This is a genomic window from Streptomyces sp. NPDC058240 (genome assembly GCF_042882135.1).
GTDB lineage: Bacteria > Actinomycetota > Actinomycetes > Streptomycetales > Streptomycetaceae > Streptomyces.
This window is the reverse complement of sequence record NZ_JBHVWT010000015.1, coordinates 22,551-26,146: the sequence shown is the minus strand read 5'-3', so window position 1 is coordinate 26,146 and position 3,596 is coordinate 22,551. Positions and strand designations below refer to the sequence as shown.

Annotated in this window: 4 protein-coding genes; 2 read left to right on the top strand and 2 right to left on the bottom strand. The window is 72.1% G+C overall.

The window, feature by feature from the left end; translation table 11 throughout:
• Nucleotides 1–152 precede the first annotated feature (152 nt).
• Together ACFVX4_RS23125 and ACFVX4_RS23120 are read right to left on the bottom strand one after the other, a co-directional pair.
• The gene (locus ACFVX4_RS23125) at nucleotides 153–1,667 is read right to left on the bottom strand and encodes a flotillin family protein (RefSeq protein WP_389980363.1); all 1,515 of its coding nucleotides are present in this window, start codon (nucleotides 1,665–1,667) and stop codon (nucleotides 153–155) included.
• A 139-nt stretch (nucleotides 1,668–1,806) separates the two neighbouring features.
• Complete coding sequence (locus ACFVX4_RS23120; RefSeq protein WP_266430274.1) at nucleotides 1,807–2,025, bottom strand: hypothetical protein; 219 nt, start codon at nucleotides 2,023–2,025, stop codon at nucleotides 1,807–1,809.
• Between the two features lie 49 nt (nucleotides 2,026–2,074).
• On the opposite strand from ACFVX4_RS23120, the gene ACFVX4_RS23115 reads away from it, so the two are divergent.
• Nucleotides 2,075–3,097 carry a LacI family DNA-binding transcriptional regulator gene (locus ACFVX4_RS23115; RefSeq protein WP_389980361.1) on the top strand — a complete coding sequence of 341 codons (1,023 nt, stop codon included), beginning with the start codon at nucleotides 2,075–2,077 and terminating at the stop codon, nucleotides 3,095–3,097.
• A 90-nt stretch (nucleotides 3,098–3,187) separates the two neighbouring features.
• Complete coding sequence (locus ACFVX4_RS23110) at nucleotides 3,188–3,469, top strand: hypothetical protein (protein ID WP_389980359.1); 282 nt, start codon at nucleotides 3,188–3,190, stop codon at nucleotides 3,467–3,469.
• Nucleotides 3,470–3,596 lie beyond the last annotated feature (127 nt).

The window sequence follows — 3,596 nt, the reverse complement described above, 5'->3', positions numbered from 1 at the left end:
GGTCTGGGGCGCTTTTCCTCCTCCCAAGCCGTCCTGGGGTGTGGGCCACCCACAGTCCCCCCCCCCCACAGACACCTCCTTGGCGGCCCCCCGGGAACCTCCTGTCGTCCTCCCCCCCCCGGGGGGGCCCCCCCCCCCCACCGCCGGACCGGTCAGGAGGGCGAGCCGCCCTCCTGATCACCCGTCACCGGAATCCGCTGCTTGCGCGGTGAGGGCGGGGTGGCCGGTGCCACCCCGTTCACCTGCGGCGCCGGTTCCGCCGGGTCGCTCTGACTCATCGTCGACAGCAACTGCCGGGCCAGTCCCAGGCCCGTGCCGCCCATGGTCAGCGCCTTCGCGAACATGTCGGACATGCCGTCGGCCCCGTTCAGCAGCACCATGTGGTCGACACTGCCGAAGGCGCCCGCGCCCGCCTGCACGATCTCCGGCCACTTCTCGGCCAACTGCTGGGCGACGACCGCCTCCTGGTTCTCCGCCAGGGCCACCGCCCGCGCCTTGATCGCCTCCGCCTCGGCGAGACCCTTGGCACGGGCCGCCTCCGCCAGTGCCAGCCCCTTGGCCTGGGCGGCGGCGGCTTCCGCCTCGCCCGTCGCCCTGGTCGCCGTCGCGGAGGCGGCGCCGCGTGCCTCAGTCGCCTCCGCCTCGGCGAGTGCCGCCGTCTTGACCCGGTTGGCCTCCGCGACCGCGGCGAGCTCCGTCTCCCGCGCCTTCGCCTCGGCGGCCGAGATCCGGGCGTCGCGCTCACCCTCGGCCAGGGTGCGCTTCTCGTACGCCTGGGCGTCCGCGGGCTTGCGCACATCGGCCTGGAGCTGCTGCTCGCGCCGCTGGGCCTCCAGTTCGGCGACCCTGGTCTCCTGGACCACGACCTCCTGGCGGGCCGCCGCGTCGGCCAGCGGACCCGCCTGCCGGGAGCTCGCCGCCGCCTTGTCGCGCTCGGCCTGATACCCGGCCTGCAGGATCTCGCTGTCCCGGGTCGCCTCCGACATCCGGGCGGCGGCCTGCTGCTCCGCCTCGGTGGCCAGGCGGTTGGCCTCGGCCTGCGCGATCCGGGCGTCCCGCTGCACGGCCGCCGCGTGCGGCATCGCCAGGTTCTTGATGTAACCCGTCGGGTCCTCGATCTCATGGATCTGGAGCGAATCGACGATGAGCCCGAGCTTCTCCATCTCGGTCCCGCACGCGGCCCGCGTCTGCCCGGTGAGCTTCTCCCGGTCCCGGATCATGTCCTCGACCGTCAACCCGCCCACGATGGACCGCAGATGACCGGCGAAGACGTTGTGCACCCGCTCCGACATCAGCTTCTGCTGATCGAGGAAGCGGCGGGCCGCATTGGCGATCGACACGAAGTCGTCGCCCACCTTGAAGATGACGACGCCCCGCACCCGCAGGGGAATCCCCTGATGCGTGACGCAATCGACGGACAGCTCGGTCTCGTTGAGATCCAGGGACATCTTCCGCACCGCCTGGACCCCGGGCAGGACGAGCGTGCCGTGACCGGTGACGATCCGGAACCCCATGCCCTGACCCAGGCCCTCGGTCTTGTGCTTGGAACCCGAGATGACCAGTGCCTCGTTCGGCTCGGCCACACGCCACATCAACTTGAACAGGCCGAACAACACAATGATGGCGGCGAGTGCGAGACCCGCCGTGACGCCGATGAACATCGGCATGCGCCCCCTTATCGCGGCACCCCGTCGGCACCGCTGAACACGGGGGAGTCTTCTCCTGCTCGCGACGGTGCAGAAGACGCGTGCGGATCCTTGCCGAATTCTTGACGACGAATGCCGTCAAGAGCCCTCCGCTCGGGCCTCAACTCCCGTACGCGGGAGCCACATAGACCGTGCGCGGTGGCAGATGCTCGATCACCGTCACCACCGTGCCCACCTCGATGCGCTCCTTCGCCGTGGCCGGATGCGCGAGAAAGTGCTCGGCGCCGCCCCGGATCCGTACCATCACCTCGCCGACCAGTCCCGGCCCCACCGTCCCGGTCACCCTGCCGAGCAGCCCCACCATCGAGGATTCATCCATGCCCCGGAGCGTACCCACGCACCACGGGTCTGGAAGACTGCCGGACGCCATGAGCCAGTTACCGAACCAGCCCACCGAACCCCCCGTCCCCACCAGCGCCGACGTCGCACGGCTCGCCGGGGTCTCCAGGGCCACCGTGTCGTACGTGCTGAACAACAACGCGTCCGTACGGATCAGCGAGACCACCCGCCGCCGGGTCAGGGAAGCGGCCACCGAACTGGGCTACGTGCCGCACGCCGCGGCCCGGAGCCTGCGCGCCGGACACACCCGCATGGTGCTGCTGCCCACCGTGAACCTCCCGACCGGCCCGCTCCACCACCGCTTCTTCCACGAACTGGAATCGGGGCTGCGCCGCCTCGACTACACCGTCGTCCAGTACGGCAGCACCGGACTGGACCCCGACGACGCGCCCCGCGCCTGGGCCGAACTCCGCCCGGTCGCCGTCATCGCCCCGGGCACGATCGACCTCACCCCGCACGGGATATCCGTGCTCAAGCGGTCCGGGGCCAAGGCCGTGATCACCCTCGGCCCGCGGCCGGTGCCGGGCGCCCACGCGCTGGTCATGGACCAGCGGGAGGTCGGCAGCTGCGCGGTCGGTCATCTGCTGGACAGCGGCCGACGACGTATCGGCGTGGTCATGCCCGAGGAATGCGGACTGGGCCCCTTCGCCGAACCCCGGCTGACCGGGGCCCGGCAGGCCGCCCGGTTCCACGGGGCCCGGGTGGAGCCGCTGCCGCTTCGGTACGACGAGGAGTCGGCCGCCCGGCTCGCCGCCCGCTGGCGCACCCTGGACCTCGACGCCGTGTTCGCCTACAACGACGAATACGCGATGCTCCTGATGCGGGCCCTCCAGGACGCGGGCATCGAGGTGCCCCGCGAGACCGCCGTGATCGGCGCCGACGACCTGATGCTGGGCAGGCTGCTGCGGCCCCGGCTCAGCACCGTACGCATGGAGCTGGCCACGGCGCAGCCACTGGCGGACCTCGTGGACCGGCTGGTGCGGGACCCCGGCGGTGCCCCCGAACACCACGACCTCCTGCGGGTCGGGGCGGTCCGGCGCGAGTCCGCATGACGCGCCGGGGTCCGGTCGCGACGGCCGGACCGCACCGTGCGGCAGCGCGGCAACGTGCGTACCGCGTGCCGCTTGCCTAGCGTCATGACCATGAGCCATCCGCAGAGTTACGAGATCCTGCTGGTCCCCGGATTCGCCGGGGACACCACCGAGGCCGCCGAGCCGGGCGGCGCCATCCGCTCGGCGGTCGTGTCGGCGACCGGTGAGACGGGAGCATCCGGTTACCCCCGGTATTCCGGCGAGGGCGTCGTCGCGGACATCGACCCCGCGACGCACTCGGTCGAGGCCCTGCTGGTCGACGGCGCCGAGCTGGCCTTCGGCCTCACGGCCCGGATCGAGGAACGGGACGCCGGGACCGACGCCGACCGCTGAGGCCGCGCCGCCCGCTCCCGGACACGACGAGGGGCCCGACCGGCCCGGCCGGGCCCCCGATGTGCCGGCAGGCTCCGGGCGTGTCGTCAAACTGCCGTCTGCCGTGCGGCGTACGGCAGTTTGACGA

Excerpts from the sequence above, each read along its gene's own strand:
- ACFVX4_RS23120 (WP_266430274.1), bottom strand. The coding sequence starts at position 2,025 with ATGGATGAATCCTCGATGGTGGGGCTGCTCGGCAGGGTGACCGGGACG.
- ACFVX4_RS23110 (WP_389980359.1), top strand. The coding sequence starts at position 3,188 with ATGAGCCATCCGCAGAGTTACGAGATCCTGCTGGTCCCCGGATTCGCC.
- ACFVX4_RS23115 (WP_389980361.1), top strand. The coding sequence starts at position 2,075 with ATGAGCCAGTTACCGAACCAGCCCACCGAACCCCCCGTCCCCACCAGC.
- ACFVX4_RS23125 (WP_389980363.1), bottom strand. The coding sequence starts at position 1,667 with ATGCCGATGTTCATCGGCGTCACGGCGGGTCTCGCACTCGCCGCCATC.